This is a genomic window from Kitasatospora sp. NPDC050463 (assembly GCF_040655255.1).
Classification (GTDB): domain Bacteria; phylum Actinomycetota; class Actinomycetes; order Streptomycetales; family Streptomycetaceae; genus Kitasatospora.
This window is the reverse complement of sequence record NZ_JBFAJO010000038.1, coordinates 25,584-48,757: the sequence shown is the minus strand read 5'-3', so window position 1 is coordinate 48,757 and position 23,174 is coordinate 25,584. Positions and strand designations below refer to the sequence as shown.

The 23,174-nt window shown below is 73.2% G+C and carries 17 protein-coding genes; 11 read left to right on the top strand and 6 right to left on the bottom strand.

What is annotated here, in order from left to right:
* The first annotated feature begins 110 nt into the window (after window positions 1–110).
* The 5 genes from AB0J08_RS23780 to AB0J08_RS23760 all read left to right on the top strand — a co-directional run bounded on the left by AB0J08_RS23780 (window position 111) and on the right by AB0J08_RS23760 (window position 6,146).
* Window positions 111–1,454 carry an extracellular solute-binding protein gene (locus AB0J08_RS23780; protein WP_360637687.1) on the top strand — a complete coding sequence of 448 codons (1,344 nt, stop codon included), beginning with the start codon at window positions 111–113 and terminating at the stop codon, window positions 1,452–1,454.
* Window positions 1,451–2,374, top strand: a complete 924-nt coding sequence (locus tag AB0J08_RS23775) for a sugar ABC transporter permease (protein WP_360637684.1) — start codon at window positions 1,451–1,453, stop codon at window positions 2,372–2,374. The genes AB0J08_RS23780 and AB0J08_RS23775 overlap by 4 nt, the downstream gene beginning before the upstream one ends.
* The gene (locus tag AB0J08_RS23770) at window positions 2,371–3,246 is read left to right on the top strand and encodes a carbohydrate ABC transporter permease (protein WP_360637681.1); all 876 of its coding nucleotides are present in this window, start codon (window positions 2,371–2,373) and stop codon (window positions 3,244–3,246) included. Before AB0J08_RS23775 ends, AB0J08_RS23770 begins: the two co-directional genes overlap by 4 nt.
* Window positions 3,247–3,248: 2 nt before the next feature.
* On the top strand, window positions 3,249–4,964 hold the full coding sequence (locus AB0J08_RS23765) for a glycoside hydrolase family 36 protein (RefSeq protein ID WP_360637678.1): 1,716 nt from the start codon (window positions 3,249–3,251) through the stop codon (window positions 4,962–4,964).
* Window positions 4,965–5,096: 132 nt separating this feature from the next.
* A complete protein-coding gene (locus AB0J08_RS23760; protein ID WP_360637675.1) occupies window positions 5,097–6,146 on the top strand; it encodes a LacI family DNA-binding transcriptional regulator in 1,050 nt (349 codons plus the stop codon).
* 97 nt (window positions 6,147–6,243) lie between these two features.
* Here the strand turns inward: AB0J08_RS23760 and fabV are convergent, their stop codons facing one another.
* Window positions 6,244–7,449, bottom strand: a complete 1,206-nt coding sequence (gene fabV, locus AB0J08_RS23755) for an enoyl-[acyl-carrier-protein] reductase FabV (protein WP_360637672.1) — start codon at window positions 7,447–7,449, stop codon at window positions 6,244–6,246.
* Between the two features lie 494 nt (window positions 7,450–7,943).
* On the opposite strand from fabV, the gene AB0J08_RS23750 reads away from it, so the two are divergent.
* Both AB0J08_RS23750 and AB0J08_RS23745 read left to right on the top strand, forming a co-directional pair.
* A complete protein-coding gene (locus AB0J08_RS23750) occupies window positions 7,944–9,143 on the top strand; it encodes a serine hydrolase domain-containing protein (protein WP_360637669.1) in 1,200 nt (399 codons plus the stop codon).
* A gap of 239 nt (window positions 9,144–9,382) precedes the next feature.
* Entirely contained in the window at window positions 9,383–9,766 is a 384-nt protein-coding gene (locus AB0J08_RS23745; protein WP_360637666.1) for a VOC family protein, read from the top strand.
* 75 nt (window positions 9,767–9,841) lie between these two features.
* On the opposite strand, the gene AB0J08_RS23740 is transcribed toward AB0J08_RS23745, so the two are convergent.
* Complete coding sequence (locus tag AB0J08_RS23740) at window positions 9,842–10,384, bottom strand: histidine kinase (protein WP_360637663.1); 543 nt, start codon at window positions 10,382–10,384, stop codon at window positions 9,842–9,844.
* Window positions 10,385–10,753: 369 nt separating this feature from the next.
* On the opposite strand from AB0J08_RS23740, the gene AB0J08_RS23735 reads away from it, so the two are divergent.
* The 3 genes from AB0J08_RS23735 (at window position 10,754) to AB0J08_RS23725 (ending at window position 15,002) form a co-directional block, all read left to right on the top strand.
* Complete coding sequence (locus AB0J08_RS23735; protein ID WP_360637660.1) at window positions 10,754–10,933, top strand: hypothetical protein; 180 nt, start codon at window positions 10,754–10,756, stop codon at window positions 10,931–10,933.
* A 176-nt stretch (window positions 10,934–11,109) separates the two neighbouring features.
* Window positions 11,110–14,460: a type 2 lanthipeptide synthetase LanM family protein gene (locus AB0J08_RS23730; protein ID WP_360637657.1), complete on the top strand. Its 3,351-nt coding sequence runs from the start codon at window positions 11,110–11,112 to the stop codon at window positions 14,458–14,460.
* A gap of 68 nt (window positions 14,461–14,528) precedes the next feature.
* A complete protein-coding gene (locus AB0J08_RS23725) occupies window positions 14,529–15,002 on the top strand; it encodes a DUF5990 family protein (RefSeq protein WP_360637654.1) in 474 nt (157 codons plus the stop codon).
* An 81-nt stretch (window positions 15,003–15,083) separates the two neighbouring features.
* On the opposite strand, the gene AB0J08_RS23720 is transcribed toward AB0J08_RS23725, so the two are convergent.
* The 3 genes from AB0J08_RS23720 to tsaD all read right to left on the bottom strand — a co-directional run bounded on the left by AB0J08_RS23720 (window position 15,084) and on the right by tsaD (window position 21,349).
* Complete coding sequence (locus tag AB0J08_RS23720; RefSeq protein ID WP_360637651.1) at window positions 15,084–17,414, bottom strand: collagenase; 2,331 nt, start codon at window positions 17,412–17,414, stop codon at window positions 15,084–15,086.
* 357 nt (window positions 17,415–17,771) lie between these two features.
* A complete protein-coding gene (locus tag AB0J08_RS23715) occupies window positions 17,772–20,081 on the bottom strand; it encodes a collagenase (RefSeq protein ID WP_360637648.1) in 2,310 nt (769 codons plus the stop codon).
* Window positions 20,082–20,281: 200 nt separating this feature from the next.
* The gene (gene tsaD, locus AB0J08_RS23710; RefSeq protein ID WP_360637645.1) at window positions 20,282–21,349 is read right to left on the bottom strand and encodes a tRNA (adenosine(37)-N6)-threonylcarbamoyltransferase complex transferase subunit TsaD; all 1,068 of its coding nucleotides are present in this window, start codon (window positions 21,347–21,349) and stop codon (window positions 20,282–20,284) included.
* Between the two features lie 161 nt (window positions 21,350–21,510).
* On the opposite strand from tsaD, the gene AB0J08_RS23705 reads away from it, so the two are divergent.
* On the top strand, window positions 21,511–22,113 hold the full coding sequence (locus AB0J08_RS23705) for a superoxide dismutase (protein ID WP_360637642.1): 603 nt from the start codon (window positions 21,511–21,513) through the stop codon (window positions 22,111–22,113).
* A 64-nt stretch (window positions 22,114–22,177) separates the two neighbouring features.
* On the opposite strand, the gene meaB is transcribed toward AB0J08_RS23705, so the two are convergent.
* Window positions 22,178–23,167: a methylmalonyl Co-A mutase-associated GTPase MeaB gene (gene meaB / locus AB0J08_RS23700; protein WP_360637639.1), complete on the bottom strand. Its 990-nt coding sequence runs from the start codon at window positions 23,165–23,167 to the stop codon at window positions 22,178–22,180.
* Window positions 23,168–23,174 lie beyond the last annotated feature (7 nt).

Genomic DNA, 23,174 nt, shown 5'->3' with positions numbered 1-23,174 from the left:
CCGGCCTGACCGGCCCGGTCCGTCCGTCGCTCCAGCTCTCCGTCGCAACCCGTCGCCACCCGCGAGGGTGCCGTGCCCCACCCCGCCACCACCCCTCAGAGAGGTCAGCCATGTCATCTGTCTCCCGTCGGGACCTGCTGCGCGCCACCGGCGCCGGCGCGCTCGCCCTCACCGCGGGCGGCGCGCTCGCCGCCTGCGGCGGGTCCGACTCCCTCACCGGCACCGGCGGTGACGCCGCCACCGGTACCGTCACCGTCTGGTCCTGGACCACCGCGGCCCAGGCGCTGCGCGGCGTCGTCCCGGCCTTCGAGAAGGACAACCCGGGGATCAAGGTCGATGTCCAGGACGTCGGCAACCCGGCGATCTGGGACAAGATCACCGTCGGTCTGGCAGCCGGCGGGCAGGGTCTCGCCGATGTGCTGCACATCGGCTGCGACTACCTCCCCGGCTACCTGGAGAAGTTCCCCGGTGGCCTGGCCGACCTCTCGGCGCTCGGCGCCGACGCCCACAAGGACAAGTTCGCCCAGGGGCTCTGGCCGGTGGTCAGCGGCAAGGACGGCCACGCCTACGCGCTGCCCTGGGAGGTCAACCCGCTCGGCTTCTACTACCGCAAGGACTACTTCGACAGGGCGGGCCTGGACCCGGCCACCTTCGAGACGTGGGACGACGTGCTCGCCGCCGCCGACGCGTTCAAGGCGGCCAACCCGGGGATATCCCTGATCGGCATCAACAAGCCCGCCACCCCCGAGGCCGACCTCGACTTCCTGCAGTCGCTGATGCAGCTCCAGGGCGCGTTCTACTTCGACCTCAAGGGCGCCATCACCCTGGGCTCCCCGGAGGCGGTGCGCGCGCTCACCGTCCTCAAGCGCCTGGAGGACGCCGGCCTGGTCGGCGACGCGGCCGGTGACCAGGGCTGGCTCAACCTGGTGAAGGCCGGCAAGGTCGCCGTCGCCCCGCTGCCCGCCTGGGCCGCGCACTACCTGGAGACCAAGCTCCCCGACCAGAGCGGGAACTGGCGGCTGGCCCGGCCCCCGGCGGTCACCGCCGGCGGCAAGCGCGCCGCGATCGTCAACTCCACCCACCTCGCCGTCGCGGCGTCCAGCCCCCGCCGGGTCGCCGCCTGGAAGTTCGTCGAGTACGCGCTCACCCGGCCGGCCTCGGTCAACGGCATGTTCACCGCCGGCGGCGTCTTCCCGTCCCTGACGGCGGCCTACGCGGATCCGATGTACGCGGCGCCGAACCGCTTCTACGGCGGCCAGCCCGTCCTGAAGACCTTCGCCGACCTGCTCGGCGAGGGCGCGGACGCGACCAACTACTCCGCCGACTACGCCCGCGCGCTGAAGCTCGCCAGCGACGCCCAGGTCAAGGTCCTCGTCAAGGGCGCCGACCCGGCGGCCGTGCTCCAGGACGCGGCCAAGCAGCTCGCCCAGCAGACCGGGCGCACCGTCGCATGACCGCCACCGCCCGACTCGTCGAGCCCGTCGGGGCGGTGGCGACACCGGCCCGGCGCCGGGCGGTGCTGCGCCGCCGCGCGCTGCCCTATCTGCTGCTCGCCCCCGCGCTGATCCTCTTCGCGGTGTTCAAGGCCTACCCGATCATCTCCTCGCTGCTGCTCTCGCTGACCACCGGTTCCGGTTCGGCCACCAAGAGCGCCGGGCTGGCCAACTACCGGCGACTGCTGGACGACCCGCTGTTCTGGACGGCCCTGCGCAACACCGGCGTGATCCTCGTGGTCCAGGTGCCGCTGATGCTCGGGCTGGCGCTCTTCCTGGCCGTCGGCATCAACTCGGCCGTCGTGCGCTGGCGCGCCGTGTGGCGGCTCGGCGTCTTCATGCCCTCCGTCACCGGCCTGGTGGCCACCGGCGTGATGTTCGCCTTCCTGCTGAACACCGACCAGGGCGCCATCAACTGGCTCCTCGACGCCGTCGGCCTCCCCTCGGTGGACTGGCTCGGCAATCCGTTCTGGTCCCGGATGTCCATCGTCCTCGTCCTCACCTGGCACTACACCGGCTACAACGCCGTCATCTACCTGGCCGGCCTGCAGGGCATCCCCAAGGAGCTGTACGAGGCCGCGATGGTGGACGGCGCCGGACCGCTGCGCCGCTTCTGGTCGATCACCGTGCCGGCCCTGCGGCCCGTGCTGCTCTTCACGGTGGTGCTCTCCACCATCGGCACGCTGCAACTCTTCGACGAGCCCTACGTGCTGACCCGCGGCGGCCCGGACAACGCCACCCTCACCGTCTCGATGTACCTGTACGAGAACGGCTTCCGGTACTTCGACTTCGGCTACGCCTCCGCCATCGCCTACGCCCTCACGCTGATCGTGTCGGTGCTCGGCGCCCTCCAGATGCGCCTGATGGGAGAGCGCTCATGACCACCGTGACCACGGAGAGCGGGCGTCGGCGCGGTGTTCGCGGCGCTCGGAAGACGCGACTGCGCGGCCTGCCCCTGACCCTCGTGCTGGCCGGAGTCGCCGGGCTCTCGGTCGGCCCCTTCTACTGGCTGGTGGTCGCCGCCAGCCACAAGGACAGCGAGATCTTCTCCTGGCCGCCGGCGCTGCTGCCCGGCGACAGCTTCGGCGACAACGTCGACCGCCTCCAGGCCAAGATCGGGCTGGGCCGGGTGCTCGTCAACTCGCTGCTGGTGGCCGGGCTGCAGACGGTCGGCGCGCTGATCGTCGCCCTGCTGGCCGGCTACGCCTTCGCCAAGTTCCGGTTCCGGGGCCGCACCGTGCTGTTCGCCGTGCTGCTCTCCACCCTGGTGGTGCCGGAGCAGGTGATGCTGGTGCCGCTGTTCAAGATGATGATGTCCTTCGGCCTGCTCGACAGTTACCAGGCCGTCGTGCTGCCGGGCCTCTGCGTGCCGTTCGCGATCTTCCTGATGCGTCAGGCCCTGAGCGGGATGCCGGACGAACTGCTGGACGCCGCCCGGGTCGACGGCGCCGGCGAGTTCCGGGTGCTGTGGAGCGTGGTCGTCCCGGTGATGCGCCCGGTGCTCGCCGCGCTGTCGATCTTCCTCTTCCTGGGTTCGTGGAACCAGTTTGTCTGGCCGCTGATCGCCCTGCGCAGCGCCGAGATGCACACCCTGCCGGTGGCGCTCGCCACGCTCCACGGCATGAAGAGCAGCACCGACTACGGCGCGATCCTCGCCGGGACCGCCGTTTCCACCGTGCCGATGATGGTCCTCTTCCTGGTCCTTCAGCGGCAGTTCATCTCCGGCCTGCTGGCCGGCGCTACGAAGGGCTGACCATGGAAGAGATCTGGGAGCCGCACGCCGGCGCGGCCGCCGCCGGCCGACGCCGCCCGCTGGCCGTCGAGGGGCTGGACCTGCTGGTCACCGGCGAGGTCACGGCACGGGTGACCGACGAGGGCGTCGTCGAGGTCACCGCGGCCGACGACGGCGAGGTGCGGATCGAGTGGCGCGTCCCGTGCGTCGACGCGACCGCCTTCTGGAGTCCGGACAGCAGCCTCACCGGCTGGCTGCCGGCGAGCTGGAGCGCGCCGCGCCGGGTGTCCCTCACCCGTGGCGCACCGGTCGCCGCCCTCGTCGGCACCGGCGACGTGGCGATCTGCGCCTTCGCCGCCGACCGGGCGGACGTGCTGGCCGGCGCCGGAGTCGTCGAGGAGACCGCCGAGTTCCGGTTCTGGGTGCAGGCCACCGGGCGGCTGACCGTCCGGATCGACACCTCGCGCCGGCACTTCGCCCGCTGCCTGGCCGGCATCGCCGGCTGGTGGTGGGCCGACCGGGAGGCCGTCGTCCCGGACGCCGCCCGCCTGCCCGCGTACTCGACCTGGTACTCGCTGCACCAGAACGTCAGCCCCGCGGCGGTCGAGTCCCAGGCCGCCCTCGGCAAGGAGCTGGGGCTGGACCTGATCATCGTCGACGACGGCTGGATGACCGGCGACCGCACCCGCGGCTACGCCCACTGCGGGGACTGGGAGCCGATCTCGCTGCCCGACACCGCCGCCCACGTGCAGCGCGTGCACGACCTCGGGGTCCAGTACATGCTCTGGTACGCCCTGCCGTTCATCGGCCGGGACAGCGAGGCAGCGCGGAAGCTCGGCCGGTACGCGCTGAAGGAGGACGACCGGATGGGCGTGATCGTGGCCGACCCGCGCTACGCCGTCGTCCGCGACCACCTCACCGACCGGCTCGCCCGGGCCGTCGAGGAGTGGGGGATGGACGGGCTGAAGATCGACTTCGTGGACTGGTTCGACGTCCAGGACCCGCCCCCGGCCGGGCCGGAGGCGGACTGCGCCACCGTGGCCGAGGGCGTCGAGCGGCTGCTCGGCGGGATCCGGAGCCGGATCGCCGCCGCCCGCCCGCACGCCATGATCGAGCACCGGCAGCCCTACGTCAGCCCCGGCCTCTGGCCCTACACCACCATGGTCCGGGCCACCGACTGCCCGCTCAGCCCGGCCGAGAACCGCCAGCGCACCATCGACACCCGACTGGTCGCCGGACCGATGGCGGTCCACGCGGACATGCTCATGTGGCACCCGGCGGAGCCGCCCGAGCAGGTGGCCTGCCACCTCATCAACGTGCTGTTCTCGGTGCCGCAGATCTCGGTCGACCTGGCGGCCCAGACCCCCGAGCAGCGCGAGGTCCTCGCCTTCTGGCTCGGCCTCGTGCGCGAGCACCTCGCCACCCTGCAACTCGGCGAGCTGCGTCCGGACCGCCCCGACCTCGGCTACCCGATGGTCACGGCCGCCGGCCCGGACACCGTGGTGGTCGGGCGGTACGCGCCGCTGCCCGTCCGGGCGGTCGCCGGGTCGTGGCGCACGCTGCTGGTCGCCAACGCCGACGCCGACCCGGAGGTCCACCTGCTGGGCGGCTCGGGGGACGCGGAGGCCACCGTCCAGGACGCCCGGGGGCGGGTGCTGCGGCAGGGCGTCCTCGACCTGACCGGGTCGGCCGTCGTGGCCGTACCGCGCGGCGGGCTGCTGACGCTGCGCCGACCCTGAGTCCGGTCGGTCCGGGCCGGTCGGACGGCTGTCGCGCCCGTACCGGGCCCGTACCGGCCACCGGCCCGGGGCGGCCGTGTGATTGCCTGGTCGCGTGACCGCATGACCCCTGACCGACCGAGCGGAGGACCCATGTCCGAGGGAGTGTCCCGGCCGCGCCGCGGCGCCACGACGATCGAGGAGGTCGCCCGGGCGGCCGGGGTCTCCCGGCAGACCGTCTCCAACGCCATCAACGCACCGCAGAAGGTCCGGCCGGAGACCCTGGCCCGGGTCACCGCGACCGTCGAGCGGCTCGGCTACCAGCCGGACCAGTCGGCCCGCTCACTGCGCACCGGGGCCCGCCGCACGCTCGGCTACCTCGCCCCGGTGGACGACCCGTTCGACCCCAACCCGCTGATGGCCGGCTTCCTGGAGGCGCTGGTCGACGCGGCGGGCGCCGAGGGGCAGCGGGTGCTGCTCTTCCGCCCGGCGCCCGGCACGGCGGACCCGCGGCCGGCGATCGACGAACTGCTGGCGGCCCGCCAGGTGGACGGCCTCGTCCTGGCGGACGTCCTGCGGGACGACCTCAGGGTCGCCCACGTCGTGCGGTCCGGCGTGCCGTTCGCCGCCTTCGGGCGGACCGGCGCCGCCGGTCCGCAGCACTGGGTGGACATCGACAACACCGCGGCGATGGCGCAGGTGGCCGGGCACCTCGCGGCGCAGGGCCACCGCCGGGTCGGCTTCGTCGGGGGTGCGGCCGGTCTGCCGTGGATGGCGGACCGGCGCGAGGGCTTCCGCGCGGAGGCGGACCGGCTGGGCCTGACCGTCGTGGAACCGGGGCAGCGGGGCGCCGGGGCCCAGGGCGCCGGCGTCGGTGTCGGTGTCGCGGCCGTGCGGGCGCTGCTGCGCGGGGCCGACCGGCCGACGGCCATCGCGACCGGCAGTGATCTGCTGGCCATCGACGTCTACGAGGCGGTCCGTGCCGAAGGCCTGACCGTCGGCCGGGACGTGGCGGTGGTGGGCTTCCACGACACGCCGCTCTGCCGGCACCTGCACCCCGCGCTGACCTCCGTCCGGCTGCCCCTGCCGGCCATCGCGGCCGGGCTGGTGCGACTGCTGCTGGCCCAGGTGCGGGGCGAGCAGCCGCCGGGGGAGGGGCTGGTGCTGCCGGCCGAACTGGTCGTCCGGGACAGCTCGCGGTGAGCGCCCGACCGGCCGGGGGCCGGACCGCGATGGTTGCCCGGGGGCGCCGCCCCGGCGCCCCCGGGCAACCACCGGCGGTGAACGGGTCGACGTGCGGTCAGGCGTCGGCGGACGCGTCAGCCGGCCACGGCACGGTGGTCTCGGCCGGGGCGGCGTAGTCGATCCCGGGGACGTTCCAGCCGTAGAGCCGGCCGACCTGGTCGTGGAACCACCCGGTGTCCGCGCTGACCTCGATGGACTCGCTGCCCACCCGGTCCCACACCGCGCGGACGGCCGCCTGGACGTCGGGGTCCATCTCCCAGTCGTCCAGGCGGACCCGGCCCCGGTCGTCCAGTCCGAGGTCCGCGCGGCCGGTCAACCGGCTCCACAGCGCTTCGGCCTGGTCGACGGTGCTCTGCCACCGGTCGGCGGTGACGCGGTGCAGGATGCTGGTGTAGAGCGCGATGCTCGGGATGGCGGTGGACGCCTGGGTGACGGCCGCGCCGGCGACCACGGTGTAGGCGTGACCGATGCCTTCGAGCCGGGTGTCGAGGGCACGGGCGGTGTCCTCCAGGTGCTGCTTGGCCGCGCCGATGGTGCCGGCCCGGTAGATCGGCGCGGTGATGTCGGACCCGACGTAGGACAGCGCGACGGTCCGGAAGCCGTCGGCGAGCAGGCCCTTGGACTGCAGGGCGTCCACCCACAGCTGCCAGTCGGCGCCGCCCATGACCTGCACGGTCGCGTCGCGCTCGGCATCGTCCGCGGCCGTCAGGTGCAGGTCGCCGAGCTGCGGCACGCCGTCCTCGAACACGAGGGTCCTGGCCCGGTAGTCGGAGCCGAGCGGCTTGATGACGGAGTGGTGGACCTCGCCGGTCAGCGGGTCGGTGCGGCGCGGGGCGGCGATGCTGTAGACGAGCAGGTCGACCTTGCCGAAGCGCTCGGCCAGCCGGTCGGTGGCCTCGTCCTTGACGGCGTCGGAGAAGGCGTCCGCATTGAGGAACGAGAAGTCGGCGCCGGACTCGGCGGCGAGCTCGGCCGTCCGCGCGGTGCGGTACCAGCCCGCGCCGGCGGTGCGGCGCGCGGTCTCGGCGCCCTCGAAGGCGATACCCAGACCGCGCATCCCGTGGGCGCGCAGGCCGACCACGGTCGCGGCCAGGCCGTAGCCGGCGCTGGAACCGATGACGAGGGCGACCGGGCCGGGCTCGTCGGTGGCGACCTCCCGGACCTGCTGCCACATGTGGTCGACCACGGCCGCGCACCCGGTCGGGTGGCTGTTGACGTACAGGTAGCCGCGGTTGCCGGGCTTGATCTCGCGGATGCTCACTCGTTGGGTCCTTCGGTGCGGAGGTGGCGATGCAGAGCGTGCCCTGCCGGGCGGTGACCGGGCGGGTCCGGGCGGGGCGGTCGACGCGCGGAGCCGTGGTCGGACGGGCCCGCTCCACATCCTCGGCGGTCGGACGCCGACCGTCGGTGGCGACCTGCGTCAGAAGTGAGTACGAAATCTTGTGGGCTATACAGCCGTCCCGGCCGCCGGCCTCGGCGTTTCCGCACGGCCGGACGCCGGCCGGGGCCGTCAGGAGGCGGCCCGGCCCGGCGTCCGCGAGGACCGCCGGAGCGGGCACGGCACCGCCGGTACGGTCGAGGGCCGTACCGGCCGCCGGTCGAAGCGGCGGCCTTGCCACCCCCACCGGGCGGCCGTGAACCGGGTGGCTCCGAACGAGTGGAATTGCCGGAACGCGCACCGGACCAGAACCGGCACCCGGGGTCCTGATGGTGACGTTTGCCATCTGAGCCCCCGAGATGGAAGAGGCGCCGGCCATGCGACGTACCCCCTCCCGCCGTCTGCTCGCCGCCGCGCTCCTTGCGGTGTCCGTGCTGGCCCCGACGGCGGTGACCCCCGCGACGGCCCTCCACGCCGTCAGCGCCGACCGGTACCTCCAGGACGACTACCCGCCCGGCGGTCTCGGCCCCGAGCTGACCGCCCGGCTCGACAAGGCCATCGAGGACGTCCGCGAGCAGGCCGGGATCCCCGGCGTCGCCGTCGGACTGTGGATGCCGGGCAAGGGGAGCTACGTCCGCGCGACCGGGGTCGCCGACACCACCACCGGCAAGCCGATGTCCACGGACTTCTTCCAGCGGATCGGCAGCGAGACCAAGACCTTCACCGTCACCGCGCTGCTCGAACTCGTCGACGACGGCCGGATCGGGCTGGACGACCCGATCTCCGACTACGTCGAGGGCGTGCCCTGCGGTCCCGACATCACGCTGCGTCAGCTCGCCGAGATGCGCAGCGGCCTCTTCCCCTACACCTCGGACCCGGACTTCATCCAGGCGCTGGAGAGCGACCCGAGCCGCCCGTTCACCCCGCGGGAGGTGCTCGCCTACGGATTCAAGCACGCGAACACCTTCGGCCCGGGCGAGAAGTTCGAGTACTCCAACACCAACCTCGTCCTGCTCGGCCTGGTGGTCGAGAAGGTCAGCGGCCGCAGCCTCGTCGACTTCATCGACGAGCGGGTGCTCCGTCCGGCCCGCCTGCGCCACACGCTGTTCCCGACCGGGCCCGAGTTCCCCGAGCCGCACGCGCGCGGCTACACCGACCAGACGCTGAACGGCGAGGTCGCGGACGCCACGGACTGGAACCCGAGCTGGGCCTGGGCGGCCGGGGCGATGATCTCGGACCTGCACGACCTGCGCCGCTGGGCCAGGATCCTCGCCACCGGGACGCTGCTCAGCCCGCAGACCCAGCGGGAGCGGCTCAAGGTGCTGCCGACCGGCTTCCCCGGAACGAGCTACGGCCTCGGAATCTTCGAGACCGGCGGCTGGATCGGCCACAACGGCTCCATCCCCGGTTACGAGACCGTCGCCGTCCATCTGCCCGCGCAGCGGGCCACCCTGGTGATCGAGATCAACACGGACGTCTTCTTCCAGGGCCAGGAGCCGTCCACCCTGCTCGCCCGGGCGATCACCGAGATCGCGACCCCGGACAACGTCTACGACCGCCCGGTCCCCCCGAAGTAGCCGCCGCGAGCCGTTCCCGGCACCGGCGCCTGCGGATGACGCTGCGCACGCGCCGGTGAGCCGGCTGCCCCGACCCGCGCGGTCACCGGGAGGCGGGTTCTTCCGCACCGGTTCCTCCGCACCCGTTCTTCTGCACCCGTTCTTCCGCACCCGAACCCCGCGCGCGCCTAGGGTGAGCGGGTGGCCGGTGGAGACCGCGGCGCCGGGTGTCGCCGCGGTCCGGACGAATCGGAGTGCGCATGGCCGTTCTGAAGACCTATGCCCGCCTCTGGGTGGACAGCCTCGACGACGCCCTTCCGCTGCTGCGGACGCTCACCGGCGCCGAGCCCGATCTGCGACTGGGCTTCGAGAGTATCGAGCTGGCGGCCGTCGGGGACTTCCTGGTGATCGCCGGCCCGGCCGGGGAGCGGGCCCGGTACGCGCACGCCTCCGCGACCGTGGTCGTCACCGACCTGGCCGAGCTGCGGGCGACCCTGCTGGCCGCCGGCGCCGTGATCACCACGCCCGAGACCACCTCGCCGACCGGTCGCTTCCTGTACGCCCGGCACGCCGACGGCGCCGAGGTCGAGTACGTGGAGTGGACCCCGGAGCTGGTCCGGCGGATCATCCGCCCCGCAGGGTGAGGGAGTCGACGCCGTGACGGAGTCGACGGCGGGGCTCGGCCCCCGCCGTCCGGCTCCGCCCGGCGCGGGGCGCCGTCAGGCCACCGCGGTGCCGCCCGGCCGGTCCGGCCCGTCCGGCCCGTCGTCCGCGGACTCCTCGGCGCGCTGCTCGGCCGCGCGGACCTGCTCGGCGAACTCCTCGGCGCCGATCCGCTCGACCGTCGCCCCGTGCCGGGCGGCGAACTCGTCGGCGGCGGCGGGGGAAGCCTCCCGGATGTCCAGCACCAGCAGGGCCGCGCCGTCCGGCACCCGTGGGGAGAGCACGATCAGGCCGGCTCCGCCCGTGGCGTTGCGGCCCTCCTCGGCGGCGTTGCCGAGCGCCGCACCGGCGGCGAATCCCAGCAGGGAGCCGATCGGTCCGCCGAGCAGCCCGATCAGGCCGCCGACCACGCCGGAGCCCACGGTCGCCACACCGGCCCCGCGGACATAGCCGTCCTTGGTCTCCAGCAGGCCGTCGGCCGAGCGCTCCAGGACGGCGGCCTGACGAACGCCGGTCAGGTGCTCCGCCTCCTCGAACGCCGGACGGCACGCGGAGGGGTCCGGGAAGGTGAGCAGAACGACGTTGTGCTGGTCGGTCATCGCACTCCGATCGGGGCGGGGCTGTTCCCTGGGCTGTTCCCTGGCCTCCCATCCTGACCGCGGCCGGACGGGCGTGCCACAGGAGCGGGCGCCTGTCCGGGACCCGCGGTTTCAAACGTCCCGACCGTCCCGCCCGGTCGCCGCCGTCCGGATTCCGGTCGGCTGCGGGCCGCCGGAGGCCGGGAACGCGGCCGGTCCAGGAGCCGCCCGGCCCGGGTGAGGGGCTCCGGCCAGCGGAGTCGTGGGCCGGGCGATCCTGGCCGGAAACCGGGTCGGGTGGATGCACGACCCTGGTGTGGCCGGTGGTGCGCTGGGAGGATCCGGAGTTCGGCACGTCCGTACCGGATTCCACTCCCTTCAGGAGGCACCATGCTGCCCACGGCAGAGCAGGTCCGCGCACTCAAGGACGAGGACTACCGGCTGACCCTCGGCCAGGGTCACCAGCTCCACCCGGCCGGGGACCCGGCGGGCGAGGTGTACGTGACCGCCGCGGTGCAGAACAGCACCTGCGACTCGTACTCCAGCTGCGCGCGCCTCTGTAGCTACTGAGCCCCCGGTGGGCGCCCCGCCGGGGGCGTGGGCGTCCACCCTCGGTGCCCCCTCCTCGGGCGTACCCCCGAGCCGGTCCTCGCCGTGAGCGCGGTACGCCCGAGGCGACGATCCCTCCGGCGGGCCTGAGACCCGACCCCGGGGAACCCCGACCGACCAGAGAGGCGGCGCCGGCCGTGCCCGACGTGTCCGAATTCCGGCGGGCCGCGGCCCGAGCCGTCCTGCCGGCCCGGCGCGGACGGCCGAGCGCCTCCGCCACCGAGACCACCACCGAGACCGCCACCGAGCGCGGGACCGAGAGCGAGACCGGGCGCGGAGCCCGGGCCGACCGGGTGCTCGACCGCTGGCGCGCCCAGCCGCCGTTCGACCGGCCGGGCTGGTTCGAACGCCGCCTCGCCGCCGACGGACTCGATCCGGCGGCGATGCGCGCCCTGCTGGCCGAGCCGCCCGAGGCCCTGGCCGAGCGCCTCGGCGCTCCCGAGCCGTGGGCCGAGCGGCTGGCCGCCGCCTTCGAGGCGCCCGCTCAGACCGGCCCGCCGGCGCTCGACGAGCAGCACGCCTTCGCGGCCCTCGCCGCGCCAGTGCTGGCGGACGCCGTCGAGCGGCTGCGCGCCGGCCTCGCCGCCCTCGGCACGGCGGATCCCGCGCTGTCCTCCCTCGGCACCCCCGAGGAGCTGACCGCGCTGGTCACCCCCGCGCTCACCGCCACCGCACACGCCCTGGCCGTCCGCACCGTGATCACCGAGCTCCATGTCGCCCGGCTCTCGGGAGGGTTGACCGGCGACACCGCCGAGGAGCGGTACCGGGGGTTCCTGGCCGGGCTCACCGCGCCCGAGCGCGCGCTGCGACTCCTCGCCGAGTACCCGGTGCTGGCCCGCCGCCTCGCCGTGGCCGCGGAGCAGTGGACGGACACCCACCTCACCCTGTTCCGCCGGCTCGCCGCCGACCTCCCCGCCCTCTCCCACACCTTCGCCGACGGCCGCCCGCTCGGCCGGCTCACCGAACTCGCCACCGGCCTCGGTGACCGGCACCGCGGCGGTGCCACCGTCTGCGCCCTGCGGTGGGAACAGGACGGCGTCCGGGTGGTCTACAAGCCGCGCCCGCTCGGCGCCGAGCTGCACTTCCAGCAGCTCGTGGAACGGCTCAACCCGCGGCTGCGCCTGCCCCTGCCCGTGCTGCCCCACCTGCTCGGCGAGGGCTACGGTTGGGTGGCCCACGTCACCGCCGAACCGGCCCGTGACCGGGCGGAGTTGCGGGACTTCTACCACCGCGCCGGCGCCCTCGCGGCCCTGCTGTACCTGCTCGACGCGGTCGACTGCCATGCCCAGAACCTGATCGCCGTCCGCGACCGGCCCGTCCTGATCGACCTGGAGGCGCTGCTCCACCCCGATCTGCACGAGCCCGCCAAGGACCTCTCCGAGTCCGAGCGCCTCGCCCGCCACGACGCCGCGCACTCGGTGCTCCGTTCCGGGCTGCTGCCCGAACGGATGTGGGACGAGGACGGCAACGGTGGCGCCGACCTCTCCGCGCTCGGCTGGGACCCGACCGCGCTGCCGCCCCGCGCCGTCCCCGTGCTGGTCGGCGAGGGGACGGACGAGCTGCGCATCGAGTACCGGCGGCTGCCCGTCGAGGCGGCCGGCAGCCGGCCCGTCCCGCCCGGAGAGCCGCTGCGGCTCGCCGACTTCACCGCCGAGCTGGAGGCCGGGTTCACCGAGGCGTACCTGCTGCTGGCCGAGGACAAGGAGCAACTCCGGTCACTGGTGCGGTCCTTCGCGGCGGACGAGACCAGGCTTCTGCGCCGCGACACCCTGGAGTACCGCAGTCTGCTCGCCACCGGCTCGCACCCCGACCTGCTGCGGGACGCCCTCGACCAGGAGCGTCACCTGGACCGGCTCTGGGCGCTGGTCGCCTGGGAGGAGCACGCCCTGCCGTTCCTCGCGCACGAGCGCGCCGACCTGTGGCGCGGCGACGTGCCGGTCTTCACCGTCCGGCCGGACGGCGTGGACGCCCGTGCCTCCGACGGCTCCGTGGTGCCCGGTGTCGCGGTCCGGCCGGCCCTGGAGTCGGTGCTGGCCAAGGTGGACCGGCTCGGCCCCGAGGACCTCGCCCGCCAGGTCCAGCTGCTGCGCCTCTCCGTCACCACGGCGGACGGTGCCCGCGAGCCCGGGCCCGCAGCCTCCGCCTCGATGGCGGGCCGCGCGGAGGCGGTGGCCCGCGCCCATCCGGCGGCGCCGCCCGGCGACCTCCCGGACGGCCCGCCGGCCGAAGACCTCGGCCGACTGCGGGCGCGGGCCCTGGAGAAGGCCGTGGCAGCCGGTGAGCAGCTGCTGGGCGAGGCGTACCGGGGCCGCGCCGATCTCGCCTGGGCCGGGCCCAACTGGGCCCCGCCGGGCCGCTGGGCGCCCGCCGAACTCGGGCCGGACCTGTACAGCGGCACCGCCGGTGTCGTGCTCTTCCTCGACCAGCTCGCCCGAGTCGGTGGCGACCGCGAGCACCGGAGGGCCGCCACCGCGGCCGAAGCGACGCTCCGCCGGCAGATCCGCCGCCGGGCCGATCGCCTCGGCGGCGGACTGGCGGGCACCGGCGGCCTGCTCTACACCCTCGCCCAGCTCGCCGCCCACTGGTCCGGTCCCGATCCTGAACTCGACGAGCTGGCAGCCATGTTGGTGGTCCGTGCCGCCGCCACGGCAGGCGAGGACGTCCACCACGACCTGATCGCGGGCAGCGCCGGCACCATCGGCGGCCTCGCCGCCTGGGCCGCGGTGCGCCCCGGTCCGGCGGTGACCGACGCGCTGGCGCGCTGCGCCGAACGCCTGGCCGGGCAGGGCCGCCCGCACCACGAGGGCGGCGTTGGCTGGTTGCCCGCCTCGCTGGCCGGCGCCGCCTCCCGACCGCTCGCAGGGTTCGCCCACGGCGGCTCCGGCATCGCCTGGGCCCTGGCCCGGGCGGGCGCCCTGCTCGGCGACGGCCGGTTGCCCGAACTCGCCCTCTCCGCCCTGGAGTACGAGCGCTCCCTGTTCGACCCGGCCGCGGCCAACTGGCGCGACGTCCGCGAGGACGACGGGCCGGACGCGCCGTCCTACCCGGCGCTCTGGTGCCACGGCGCGGCGGGCATCGCACTCGCCCGCGTCGAGCTGGGCCCGGTGGAGCCGGTCGGCGCCGAAGGGGCCGGGCGGGCCCTGCTGCCGGAAGTCGACGGCGAGTTGCTGCGCAAGGAGCGCGACACCGCCCTGGACACCGTGCTGCGGCACGGCTTCGGCCTCAACTTCTCCCTCTGTCACGGCGACTTCGGCAACCTGGAGCCGCTGCTGCTCGCCGGTGGCCGCTGGCGGGCGGCCGGTCTGCGCCAGGCCGCCGCCACCCTGGACGCCCTGGACGCGCGCGGCTGGGTCTGCGGACTGCCGCATGGCGTCCACAGCCCCTCGCTGCTGGTCGGGCTCGCCGGGATCGGGCACGGCCTGCTGCGCCTGGCCGCCCCCGAGGCCGTGCCCGCCGTCCTCGCCCTCCGGCCGCCCGTCCTGCACTGAGGCCGCCGGTCGCGTCCCGGGCGTCGCCTGTCCCGGCCGGCGCGGGTGCCACACGGCAGGATGGTGCCATGGCGAACACGAGCGTGCGGATCAGGATCGAGGCCACCGACCTGCCGGGGCGCAGCTGCCCCGCGGCCCCGGGCTTCCCCGGCTACGACGACATCCACGTCGCCGTGCAACGGCGGGGCAGGCCGGAGGAGTTGCTCGAACCGGTGGCCGGGGACGCGGCCGGGGCGGTCTGGACCCTGGAGTGCACCGCGAAGGCGCTCCCGGTGGGGGTGGACCTCCTCGGCCCGTACGTCCAGGGCGGCCCGGGTGCCCGGTTCGTCTACCTCTCCTGGGTCGCGGGCGGTGGTGGAGGCCGCACGATGTTCCGCCGGGCCAAGCTGATGCTGGCGGCGGTCGAGCGGGACACCGCCGAGGCGGCCGTGCGCAGCGGGATGCTGGTGGCCCGGCTCGGTCTGACCGATGCCGAGGGGCAACCGCTCTGCGCCGCTGTCCGGCCGCCGCTGGTCGTCTGGTCCGCCGGCACCGGGGCATGACGAAGGGCCCCGCTGAGTGCGGGGCCCTTCGCCGGGAGTGCCGTGGTGCTACGACTGTCCTATCGGTACCGGCCTACTGGCCTACTGGTACTGGGTGGTGACGGTGACGCCGCTGAAGTCCTGCTGTCCGGCGGCGAGGCTGAAGTAGACCCAGCCGGACGGCGGGTTGGTGATCGTCAGGGTCTCGCCGTTCCCGGCGTTGGTGGACTTCGCCTGGTAGGAGCCGGTGGTGGCCCAGCTGCCGCCGCCGTAGTACAGGTCGGCGTTGCCGGTGCCACCGCTGGTGGTGATGGTCAGCTGCTGCACACCGGCGGGCAGGTACAGGAAGTTGTAGCTGTAGTTGCCCGTGGCGGCGGCGACGTTGTCCCGGCGGCAGTTCTTGTCGAACTGGCGCGGGTCGGCGATGGTGCAGAGCGGGGTGGCCGGGGTGACCGGAGCGTCCGGCAGCGAGCCGCAGTCGTTGGTCGCGCAGGCGGTCAGCCAGGCGTCGAAGCCGGCGTCGTAGCTGGTGCCGATGGTCTGCTTCAGGATGGCACGGGCACCGTTCCAGTCACCGGCGCGGTACTTGGTGAGCACGGCCTGCATGTCCGCGGGGTGCTCCTGGAGCATGTAGCGGACCGCCAGCCAGCCCCACCGGTAGACCCGGTTCGAGTTGACGTCGGGGTCCCCGGTCTGGTCGTAGACCGTGTCGAAGAGCTCGCTGAGCTTGTACGTCTTCTTGCCGGCCTCGGTGATCGCATCGCTGTTGCGAACGTTGCGGTAGCCGAAGGAGATGTTCTCGGCGATGCCCTCGACCCACCAGATGGTCGGGGTGGTGATACCGGCCTCGAAGTCGCCGGCCATGTTGTAGCGGCCGTCGAGGTAGTGGGTGTACTCGTGGTTGAGGTTCCAGATCTGGAAGCTCGGGCGCAGCCAGCTGGCCTCGTGGGCGATGAAGCGGGCCTGGTTGCCGGGCAGGGCCGGGTTGCCCTCCTCGTACATGCCGCCGTTGTCCACGTCGATGTCGTAGAAGGACCAGGCGTACAGCGAGTAGTTGTAGTAGTCGTCGAAGGCGACGACCTCCAGGTTGGTGTTCACGTCCCCGGGGAGCGCGCCCTTGTCGCCGATCACCTTGTGGAAGTAGGCGTCCTGGTTGACCAGGCTGGTGCAGGTGGTGGCCAGCTGCGCGGCGGACACGTCCTGGGCGCGGATCTTCAGCCCCGGGTTGCAGGTGTGCTGGATCGGCAGGATCACCGGCATCAGGCGGGTGTTGAGGTCGCAGATGCCGTAGGCCGCGCAGTTGCCCTTGTCGAACTTGCGGGTGGCCCAGGCCAGGTTCATGGTGATCGGGGCGGTGGGGCCGACGTTGGGGTACCGGTTGATCAGGTCCTTGAGCAGCGGCCGGAGCCGGTCCTTGAGCTCGGGGACCACGAGGGCGTAGCCGAGGTAGCGGCCCATGTTGCTGACCATGTCGTCGCGGTTCAGCAGGTCCTCGTTGCGGGTGATGAAGTCGGCCCAGGTGGTGAGGAGGCCGGCGTCGGCCTTGAGGGCCGCCTTCAGACCCTGGCTGTCGGCCTTGGGGTCGAAGCCCTCCTCGATGATCCAGTCGAAGTGCTGCAGGGACAGGTTCATCTTCTGGGGCCAGGTGCCGTTGTAGCCGGCCAGCATCCGCTGGAGGACGCCGGAGTACCGGCCGAGCGTCTTGGTCTGGCCGATCACCGTGACGACCTCGTTGAGGATGTCGCCGTTGGCGTCGGTGACGTCCTTGCTGTGCGGGGCGGCGAAGAAGGCGTCCAGCGCGCCGCGGGACGCGGTGTCCAGCGTCGGACCGTAGGTGCCGACGACGTTCGGGTAGACCTCGTGGAGGTAGTAGCCGGCGCGCAGGAACATCACCAGCTGCCCGACGGACGTGCTGTTGTCGCCGGGGTAGGCGGCGGAGGCGTCGCGCAGGGCGTTGGCGACGGTCGCCATCTTGGCTTCGCCGAAGGCGTTCCCGGCGTCGGTGCCCGTGAGGTTGAACAGCGGGTAGGCGCAGGTGACGTTCGGCAGTGCCTTGAGCTGCTGGATCAACGCGCTGCCCGTGGCGTTGATCAAGCCGGACAGGTCCGGACAGGGCTCGCCGGCGGCGGCCGAGAACTGCTTGGCCGCCGTGACCGGTGCGGTGGCCGGCGCGGCCGGCGCGGTGGCCTCCTTGCCGTAGTCCTGCGAGGAGAGCTTGAAGGTGCTGTTGTTCCTGGCGTCGGGCGACTTGGGGACCGGGATCGACCGCGGCGCCGGGGCGGCGCTCGCGGTGGCGCCGGGGCCGGCCGGGGTCGTGGTGCCGACGGGGGCGGCCTGGCTCTGCGGCGCGAACAGGCCGAGCGCGATGAAGAAGGCCGCGCCGAGCGCGGGAAGTCTGCGCGCGTTGGCCGTTGATATCCGGGAGGGACGCATCTGTGGGGGCCTCCGGGGCCGTCGTGGCCGCTGTTGGGGAACGCGGCCTTCGATGTGTGACATGTAAAATTGCACATGTCGCATCACATGCGGAAGGCCTCGGACCGGATTACCTCCCGCCGCAACCGAAACGTTGTCAGGCCGGGTGCCCGCGGGCGGTGGTGAGAGCACCTGCGGGGCGAGTGCCCGGGTTGTCGCGGGCGGTGCGAGCCCAGGGTTGTCGCGGACGGGGTGGTGGCGGGCCGCCAGGACGGCGTCCCGATGGGCCCGGGAGGCCCTCCTGGCACGGCAGAGGGCCCCGCCGCGTGGCGGGGCCCTCGGAGCTCGGCGGACCTTGGTGGGTGCCGCCGGAGCGGCCTACTGGTACTGGGTGGTGACGGTGACGCCGCTGAAGCCCTGCTGGGCGTAGAGGCTGAAGTAGACCCAGCCGGACGGCGGGTTGGTGATCGTCAGGGTCTCGCCGTTGCCGGCGTTGGTGGACTTCGCCTGGTAGGAGCCGGTGGTGGCCCAGTTGCTGCCGCCGTAGTACAGGTCGGCGTTGCCGGAGCCGCCGCTGGTGGTGATGGTCAGCTGCCGCACACCGGCGGGCAGGCTCAGGAAGCTGTAGCTGTAGTTGCCCGTGGCGGCGGCGACGTTGTCCCGGCGGCAGTTCTTGTCGAACTGACGGATGTCAGCGGCGGTGCAGAGCGGGGTCTGGGTGACGGTCGGCAGGGTGCCGCAGTTGTCGGCCGCGCAGGCGGTCAGCCAGCTCGCGAAGTCGGCGTCGTACTTGGTGCCGATGGTGGAGGTGAGCAGGGTGCGGGCGCCGGCCCAGTCGCCTGCCCGGTACTTGGCGAGCAGTGCGTCGACGTCCTGCGGGTGCGACTGGAGCATGTAACGGACGGCCAGGTAGCCCCAGTTGTAGATCCGGGTCTGGTCGGCGTTGTCGTACGTGGTGTCGAAGAGCTGGCTGAGCTTGTAGGTCTTCTTGCCGGCCTCGGTGATGGCGGCGTCGTAGTGCACGTTGCGGTAGCTGTACGAAACGTACTCGGCGATGCCCTCGACCCACCAGATGGTCGGCGTGGTCATGCCGGCCTCGAAGTCACCGGCCATGTTGTAGCGGCCGTCGAGGTAGTGGGTGTACTCGTGGTTGAGGTTCCAGATCTGGAAGCTCGGGCGCAGCCAGTCGGCCTCGTGGGCGATGAAGCGAGCCTGGTTGCCGACCTTGGCCGGGTTGCCCTCCTCGTACATGCCACCGTTGTCGACGGCGATGCCGTACATGATCCAGGCGTACAGGCTGTAGTTGTAGTAGTCGTCGAAGGCGACGACCTCCAGGCTGGTGTTCAGGTCGCCGGGGATCGCCCCGTTGTCCTTGATGACCTTGTGGAAGAAGGCGTCCTGGTTGGTCAGGCTGGTGCAGGTGTCGGACAGCTGCTGGGCCGTCATCTCCTGCGCGCGGATCCGCAGGTTGGCGTTGCAGGTGTGGTCGACGGTCAGGACCAGCGGGACGAGCCGGGCCGGCAGGTCACAGGTGCCGTAGTAGGAACAGTTGCCCTTGTCCTGGTTCTCGGCGAACCAGACCAGGTTCATGGTCAGCGGGCCGGTGGCGCCGACGAGCGGGTAGCGGTTGATCAGGTCCTTGACCAGCGGGCGGCCCTGGGCCCGCAGCGCGTCGTTGCCGACCAGGTTGCCGAGCAGCATGCCGATGCTGGTGACCACGTCGCCGCCGTTCATCTGGGCGGCGTTGCGGGTGACGAAGGCGGCCCAGGTGGTCGCGATGGTCGGGTCGGCCTGGAGGGCGGCGACGAAGGCGGTGTCGGCCCGCTTGGCGTCGAACCCGCCCTCGATGACCCACCCGGCGTGCTGGACGGCGGTGGCCATCGCGTTCGGCCAGCTGCTGGTGTAGCCGGCCAGGAGGCGCTTGACGATGCCGGCGTACCGGCCGTTCTCGTGGGCGCTGTCGATCAGGGTGACGGCCTCGTTGAGGGTCGCGCCGTTGGCCTCGGTGGCGTCCTGGCTGTGCGGGGCCGCGAAGAAGGCGTCCAGCGAGCCGCGGATCGAGGTCTGCAGCGGGGTGCCGTAGGCGCCGACGGCGGCCGTGTTCTTGCCCTGCACGTAGTAGCCGGCGCGCAGGAACATCACCAGCTGGCCGATGCCCGCGCTGTTGTCACCGGTGTAGGTGGCCGAGGCGGTGCGCAGCGCGTCGGAGACGGTCACCATCTGGGTCTCTTTGAAGACCCTTCCGGCGTCGGTCCCGGTGAGGTCGAACAGCGGGTAGGTGCAGGTGACGTCGGGGAGCGCCTTGAGCTGCTGGACCAGCGCGCTGCCCGAGGCGCCGAGCACGCCGGAGATGCTGCAGTCGGCTGCCGCGGCGGCGGCCGAGAACTGTTTGGCGTCCTTGGTGGCGGCCCGCGGGGTCTGCGGGGCCGCCTTCGTGACGGTCCCCTTGCCGGCGCTCTCGGCGGCGAGCGGGCGGTCGCCGATGCTCGCGTCGGGAGACTTGGGCACCGGGATCGACCTCGGCGCCGGCGCCGAGGCGGTGCCGGTCGCGGCCTTGGCCGCAGGAGTGGCCGAACCAACCGGGGCGGCCTGGCTCTGGGGGGCGAGCAGGCCGAGCGCGAGGAAGAAGGCCGCGCCGAGCGCGGGGACTCCGCGCACGGTGGCCTTGGAAATCCGGGAGGGACGCATCTGTGGGGGCCTCCGGGGCCGTTCGGGGCCGCGTTGTTGGGGGACGCGACCGCTCGATGTGTGACATGTAAAATGGCACATGTCGCACGGCGGCGGGAAGGCCTCTGAACGGATTTGGTGCCCGCCGCAACCGAAACGTTGTCAGAAGACAGTCAGACCGCCGGGGCGGACGGGCCCGACGGGGCGCACGGAGGAGCGGGTCAGGCGGCCCGGGCCGCGGCGAACGGGGTGAGCGCCGCGAACTCCAGCGGCGCCGACGGGTCGATCGACAGATCGGCCGGGGCCGGCTCGGCGCCCGCCCGGACCAGCAGGTCACCGATCGCGGCGACCATCGCGCCGTTGTCGGTGCACAGCCGCAGCGGCGGCACCCGCAGGGTGATCCCGGCCGACGCGCAGCGCCGCTCGGCAAGCGTCCGGACACGGGAGTTGGCCGCGACGCCGCCGACCACCACCAGCGTGGTGATGCCGTGGTCGGTGCAGGCGCGGACGGCCTTGCGGGTGAGCACGTCGGCGATCGCCTCCTGGAGCGCGGCGGCGGCGTCGGGGACGTTCGGCTCCGTGCCGGCGGCGCGCCGGGCCTCGACCCAGCGGGCGGCGGCGGTCTTGAGGCCGGAGAAGGAGAACGCGTACGGGTCGTCATGCGGCCCGGTGAGCGGGCGCGGCAGGCGCACGGCGCGAGGGTCGCCGCCGCGCGCGGCGCGGTCGATCGCCGGCCCGCCCGGATAGGGCAGGCGCAGGATCCGGGCGACCTTGTCGAAGCACTCGCCGGCGGCGTCGTCCAGGGTGTCGCCGAGGTGGACGATCGGGTCGCGGGCGAGGTCGCGGACCAGCAGGAGGGAGGTGTGTCCGCCGGACACGATCAGCACCACGCAGGGGTTCGGCAGCGGGCCGCCGTCCAGGGTCGCGGCGGCGACGTGCCCGGCCAGGTGGTGCACGCCGTAGAGCGGGACGTCGAGCGAGAAGGCGTAGCTCTTGGCGGCGGCCACCCCGACCTGGAGCGCCCCGGAGAGCCCGGGGCCGGTCGTCACCGCGACGGCGCCGACGTCGGCGAGGGTCAGCCCGGCCTGCCCCAGGGCTTCCTGAACGACCGGCGCCATGGCGTGCACGTGCGCGCGGGCGGCGATCTCCGGCACCACGCCGCCGAAGCGGGCGTGCTCGTCCATGCTGGACGCCACCGCCTGGCCGAGCAGCCGCCCGTCCTGGACGAGGCCCGCACCGGTCTCGTCGCAGGACGACTCGATCCCCAGCACCACCGGCGATCCGGTCATGGTCACTCACCCTTGCCGCTCATTACATCTGCGCGTCCATTGTGCCCGACGGCACACGGGGAATATGCAGGAGCCCATGCTTCGTTCCTGCAACTCATACGCAATAGTGTTGTCCCGGCACGATCATCACCGTTGAACTCGCCGAAAGGGGCCGTGTCCTGATGGGCACCTACACGCTTCCCGACCTGCCGTACGACTACTCCGCGCTCGAGCGCGCGATGTCCGCCGAGATCCTGGAGCTGCACCACTCGAAGCACCACGCGGCGTACGTCAAGGGCGCCAACGACACCCTGGCGCAGCTCGCCGAGGCGCGGGACAAGGAGCAGTTCGGCGGCCTGGTGGGCCTGCAGAAGACCTTCGCCTTCCACCTGTCCGGCCACGTGCTGCACTCGCTGTTCTGGGAGAACCTCTCGCCCGAGGGCGGCGACCGCCCCGAAGGCGCGCTGGCCGACGCGATCACCGAGCACTTCGGCAGCTTCGAGGCGTTCAAGAAGCAGCTCACCACCGCCACCACCGGCGTCCAGGGCTCCGGCTGGGGCATCCTCTCCTGGGAGCCGCTGGGCAAGCGCCTGATCGTCGAGCAGGTCTACGACCACCACGGCAACGTGGGCCAGGGCACCACCCCGCTGCTCGCCTTCGACGCCTGGGAGCACGCGTACTACCTGCAGTACCGCAACGTCCGCCCGGACTACGTCACCAAGCTCTGGGACGTCGTCAACTGGCAGGACGTCTCCACCCGCTTCGCGGCGGCCAGCGCCGTCTGAGCCGGGCAGGACGGCCCCGGACCGGTGTGTACCGGTCCGGGGCCGTTGCGGTGGCTCGGTGGGGTCACTCCCCGCGGAACGCGTCCAGGATCTGTTGGGCCGCCAGGCTCGCCGGGACGGTGCCCTCGCGGACCTGGTGTTCCAGGGTGGGCGCGAGGCGCCGGACCTCGGGGTGGGCGTGCAGGCGGGCGAAGAGCTGGTCGTGGACCATCGCCCACGTCCACTCCACCTGCTGGTCGCGGCGCTTGGCCGTCAGCGCGCCGGTCGCGTCGAGGACCTTGCGGTGCTGCTGGAGCCGCTCCCAGAGGACGTCCAGGCCACTGCCGTCGCGGCCGCTGCACGTCAGCACCGGCGGCGTCCAGGGTGCGTCCGGGGCCTGCAACAGCCTGAGCGCGCCCGCGAGTTCGCGGGCGGCGGCCTTGGCGTCGGTCTCGTGCGGGCCGTCCGCCTTGTTGACGGCGATCACGTCCGCCAGCTCCAGCACGCCCTTCTTGATGCCCTGGAGCTGGTCCCCGGTGCGGGCCAGCGAGAGCAGCAGGAAGGAGTCGACCATGCCGGCCACCGTGGTCTCCGACTGGCCGACGCCGACCGTCTCGATCAGCACCACGTCGTACCCCGCCGCCTCCATCACCACCATCGACTCCCGGGTGGCCCGGGCCACCCCGCCGAGGGTGCCGGAGGTCGGCGAGGGGCGGACGAAGGCGTTCGGGTCGACGGCGAGGCGCTCCATCCGGGTCTTGTCACCCAGGATCGAGCCGCCGGTCCGGCTGGACGTCGGGTCGACGGCGAGGACGGCGACCCGGTGGCCCGAACCCGTGAGCATGGTGCCGAAGGCGTCGATGAAAGTCGACTTGCCGACACCGGGGACGCCGGTGATGCCCACCCGCACCGCCCCGCCCGCGTGCGGCAGCAGCATGGTGAGCAACTGCTGCGCCAGCGCGCGGTGGTCGGGCCGGGTGGACTCCACGAGGGTGATGGCCCGCGCGACGAACGCGCGCGAGCCCTCCCGAACCCCCTGGGCGTACTGGTCGAGGTCGATCGTCCGGGGCGCCATCGCTTCA

What these genes read in the sequence shown, in the direction of transcription:
- AB0J08_RS23780 (WP_360637687.1), top strand. Translation starts at nt 111, where the DNA reads ATGTCATCTGTCTCCCGTCGGGACCTGCTGCGCGCCACCGGCGCCGGC.
- AB0J08_RS23775 (WP_360637684.1), top strand. Translation starts at nt 1,451, where the DNA reads ATGACCGCCACCGCCCGACTCGTCGAGCCCGTCGGGGCGGTGGCGACA.
- AB0J08_RS23770 (WP_360637681.1), top strand. Translation starts at nt 2,371, where the DNA reads ATGACCACCGTGACCACGGAGAGCGGGCGTCGGCGCGGTGTTCGCGGC.
- AB0J08_RS23765 (WP_360637678.1), top strand. Translation starts at nt 3,249, where the DNA reads ATGGAAGAGATCTGGGAGCCGCACGCCGGCGCGGCCGCCGCCGGCCGA.
- AB0J08_RS23760 (WP_360637675.1), top strand. Translation starts at nt 5,097, where the DNA reads ATGTCCGAGGGAGTGTCCCGGCCGCGCCGCGGCGCCACGACGATCGAG.
- AB0J08_RS23750 (WP_360637669.1), top strand. Translation starts at nt 7,944, where the DNA reads ATGCGACGTACCCCCTCCCGCCGTCTGCTCGCCGCCGCGCTCCTTGCG.
- AB0J08_RS23745 (WP_360637666.1), top strand. Translation starts at nt 9,383, where the DNA reads ATGGCCGTTCTGAAGACCTATGCCCGCCTCTGGGTGGACAGCCTCGAC.
- AB0J08_RS23740 (WP_360637663.1), bottom strand. Translation starts at nt 10,384, where the DNA reads ATGACCGACCAGCACAACGTCGTTCTGCTCACCTTCCCGGACCCCTCC.
- AB0J08_RS23735 (WP_360637660.1), top strand. Translation starts at nt 10,754, where the DNA reads ATGCTGCCCACGGCAGAGCAGGTCCGCGCACTCAAGGACGAGGACTAC.
- AB0J08_RS23725 (WP_360637654.1), top strand. Translation starts at nt 14,529, where the DNA reads ATGGCGAACACGAGCGTGCGGATCAGGATCGAGGCCACCGACCTGCCG.
- AB0J08_RS23720 (WP_360637651.1), bottom strand. Translation starts at nt 17,414, where the DNA reads ATGCGTCCCTCCCGGATATCAACGGCCAACGCGCGCAGACTTCCCGCG.
- AB0J08_RS23715 (WP_360637648.1), bottom strand. Translation starts at nt 20,081, where the DNA reads ATGCGTCCCTCCCGGATTTCCAAGGCCACCGTGCGCGGAGTCCCCGCG.
- tsaD (WP_360637645.1), bottom strand. Translation starts at nt 21,349, where the DNA reads ATGACCGGATCGCCGGTGGTGCTGGGGATCGAGTCGTCCTGCGACGAG.
- AB0J08_RS23705 (WP_360637642.1), top strand. Translation starts at nt 21,511, where the DNA reads ATGGGCACCTACACGCTTCCCGACCTGCCGTACGACTACTCCGCGCTC.
- meaB (WP_360637639.1), bottom strand. Translation starts at nt 23,167, where the DNA reads ATGGCGCCCCGGACGATCGACCTCGACCAGTACGCCCAGGGGGTTCGG.